We start from the raw sequence: 3,210 nt of genomic DNA on the forward strand, positions 1-3,210 counted from the left end.
GGCATCGGGGCGCGGCGGCGGATCGTCGGCCCGGGCGCTCCCCATCACGGCGCACGCAAATAGGGCGAGCGCGAGAGGGGTGTGGCGCCGCGCGGTCAAATCGAACAGCATGGAGTTTCTCCGGTCCGGCCGCACTTTCTGTCAGCGGCCGATTGCGACGGTTTAAGGTTGCGGGACGGTCTAGACTTTTACCTATAGTTGCATTCTGTTGGGTGGTTCTGCCTTATGTTGCACGAGGCGTATCTGCCAAACGGCTCTCCTCAGTTAGCTGAGAGCAGGGAACAACAAACCTACTAAGTCTAGTAGTCGCCTCTATTCCTGAGGGCACGGACCGCCTGTCGGCGGCACCGCCTGCGCAATGGCACAGAGCCTACCCAAGCACGCTGGCGCCGCCTGTCTCCGGCAAAGGGACCAACCAAAGCTCCGCGCTGGCACGACTGGGCCTATGTCGAGCTGGCCGATCTCGACGGCAGTGAATGCGATGATGAACCTTGCCAGGGAATGGACGCGAGGCTTTCTGATCCGCCGCAACATTGCCGACGGCGACTTGGCATTTTACTCCACGTGATGACCAAGGCACGTCCATTCAAAAGCTGGCGTCAGTGGAAGGCGATCGCTGGGCCGTCGAGGACGGCTTGGAAACGACCAAGAACGAGCTTGGTCTTGATCACAAGAAACCCGCTCCTGGCAGGCGGGCATCGCCATGTCTCACACGGCATGCTTGCCTTCGCCACAATGACCGTCGTCCGTTCTCGTGCCCACACCGCACCAAAGAACGCGATCGCGGCCTCGGCCAAAGCATCGTTCTTGATCCGCTGGTCGAGTACGCATCCGGTGAACGCCTCACCGGACGGATACCAATTAGGCCGCCAGTAGATTGAGGTCTGGCTGTTCTACGGCCAAATCCCTAGCTTGCGTTGATAGGTGCACTGTTCCGGTTGCCCTCGAGACCGCCGCGGCTCGCGCGCATTCTCGATTTTCTAGCGCAATGCCCAAAGGTGGGCACGGCACCGAGAGCATGCCCGAGTGATTTCGTGCCCTCCTACGCAGCGTTGAAGCATGGGCCCCTTTTCAACTCTCTTCCGTTCCGAGATGCTCGTAGAAGGTCTCACGCGCCTTTCTCAGGAAGAAGACCTCGCGCAACCAAGTGCGCCCACGGCCATTGTCTCCTTCTCGCATGTGGACAATCGCCGAGTTCCAATGGCGGGAATGTCTTCAGCTTTGGCTTGAAAGCGGTTTGGTTCGCCTCGCGTCAACGGACTTCTCCAGCTGCACTGGCCAAAAACGCCGCCTCACCTGAACCAGCAGCAATAGGCAACCAATGAGACTTATGACAGTAAGGGCCATCATCAAGAGGCAGGCGACGCAGCACAAGGCGGCTATGTCACACGCCGATCGCAACCAGCACGGCACCCAATCGAGCCGTACCATATTCTCCATAGAGCCAGACATATTCGTTTCGGTGGGTGATAAGTGCTTACTGCCGATTGGCGGCTCAACGCTTAAGCAACGTACCTGACGTCAGTCTGACGAGCGTCGCTCGGAGCGGATTTTGCTTTGCCTTTTCTCATCGGCGCAGCTACGAGCTTTGCTCATCATGCCGAAGATGTCTGGACATGCTCACGCACGCCTGCGGGCATCGCTACACCTTCGGCGACGGGGCTTTCACAACAGCGCTCTCATCCGTTCAAATAGGATTGCCGCTTCCGATGGCCCGAGCCCGACGAGGCCGACAAAGCTCGTTGGTGGCATCGGAATTTCTTGACGAGTCGGCTTCCAGAGATGCAGGCAATACCGGCTGTTATTCACGTATTGCGAATGAGGTGGGTGCAGCTGCATCACGCACTCCTCTTCATCCCAAAACAGGTCTTTGACGAAGCACATCTCTTCCCAGTTCGGACAACGTCTAGGCGTCGAGACGGAGACATGCTCCCACCCTGGGCGAACAAATCCGACTATCCTGAGTTTGCAGCCACAAGGCCCCTGAACAAAAAACAGGCCGCAAGGACCTGATCCCGGCGCGCTAGCAAATTCGCCGTATCGCACGCGGCCGGCCTCGAGTTTTTCAAGAACTTGTGCTCTCACGTCCCCTCCTTTGCCTCGCGAATGGCTTTGAAATCGACGTAGACCACCTTGTTCTCTGGCTCCCTCGTCGCCTCCAGCCAGGGCTGCTGCGCAGCGTCCGAGTGCCATGCTCGCCCGTGCATTGTCTGCTGAAATTCGAACAAACTGCTGAGCAAACCGTAGATGTAGATCATCTCTCTTCTTCCGCTTCCAATGCCGGCAACCGGGCGCTCGGTTTTCCTTGAGCTGGTAAAGCACCTCTACTGCGAGGCCCGGACAAGCTTTCCAAAGGATGCTTTCTAACCTGCAATTTTGGTTTCAGCACCAGACCTTTGCTTTTCTACCTCACCACATTCCTAATCGTTCCCGCAGCATGCCGCGAAGCTGCGGCCGAGGGCTCGCCTCGCGACGAGCCTAGGGATCCGTCGGCCGCGCACCGTCGGAAACGGCTCCTCTTCCACTAAAGTCACGGCCAGGCTACGGAGTGAGCCGCGTCAAGGCCCACGTAATAGGCCACCGTTTCAAAGCTTGACCCCGCGCTGGTCAAGGTCATCGAATTTAGGATTCTGATTGCCAATCGTGGCGCGATCGATCACGGCGAAGAAGCTTTCGCACGTTCACCAAGCATCTCGCCATCTTGCACCATGAGTCTCAAATCGGCCTAGGCCTTCAAAAGGCGGTTCGCTGTGCGACTTTCTATCGACTGATCTCCCATCATCGCTGCTGCCAAGAACGGGGTATGCCAGGCGACACTTCACCATCATGCTCTTTGAGACACTGATTGGGGTTATCCCGCGAACGGCCGATGTGGCTCCCATCACGCGCGGGTGTTTTTTCATCGATATAGAGCCAGACTGCTTCCATCGCTTGCTCCTCAGATACCCTTCCGCACCACCACAATGGGCCATGGTCTGTGCCTGCCGTCTTCGTCGATGATCGTCAGGCGGAAGTCCATAGCGCGCCGACTTAATGTTATTGAAGCGCAGATCGCATAGGCGACCGCGACATTCGGCTTGGCCCGTTACTCGGTTAGGGGGGCACACCTCATTAGATCGTCCCGCCAAGCGCCCTGCAAGAATCACGCAACTGGCCCAATCGGCTCATCATATGATTCGACATGCGCCAACCAGGACAGCTGTAGCAGTC

Annotated in this window: 2 protein-coding genes and 1 pseudogene; 1 reads left to right on the forward strand and 2 read right to left on the reverse strand. The window is 57.8% G+C overall.

The annotated features are described in order from the left end of the window. Positions 1-331: 331 nt before the first annotated feature. Positions 332-811 (forward strand): annotated as a pseudogene (locus CWO89_RS48580) (transposase family protein); the annotation flags it as partial. Between the two features lie 854 nt (positions 812-1,665). On the opposite strand, the gene CWO89_RS42245 reads toward CWO89_RS48580, so the two are convergent. Next, positions 1,666-2,085 carry a DUF7694 domain-containing protein gene (locus CWO89_RS42245; protein WP_130231713.1) on the reverse strand — a complete coding sequence of 140 codons (420 nt, stop codon included), beginning with the start codon at positions 2,083-2,085 and terminating at the stop codon, positions 1,666-1,668. Then, positions 2,082-2,258 (reverse strand): hypothetical protein, encoded by a 177-nt coding sequence (locus CWO89_RS46530; RefSeq protein ID WP_165421568.1) that lies wholly within the window; start codon positions 2,256-2,258, stop codon positions 2,082-2,084. Before CWO89_RS46530 ends, CWO89_RS42245 begins: the two co-directional genes overlap by 4 nt. Between the last annotated feature and the right edge of the window lie 952 nt (positions 2,259-3,210).

Origin of the sequence: Bradyrhizobium sp. Leo170, from assembly GCF_004296405.1 — a bacterium.
Lineage (GTDB): Bacteria > Pseudomonadota > Alphaproteobacteria > Rhizobiales > Xanthobacteraceae > Bradyrhizobium.

Coding starts and splice junctions, on each gene's coding strand:
- CWO89_RS46530 (WP_165421568.1), bottom strand. CDS start 2,258: ATGATCTACATCTACGGTTTGCTCAGCAGTTTGTTCGAATTTCAGCAG.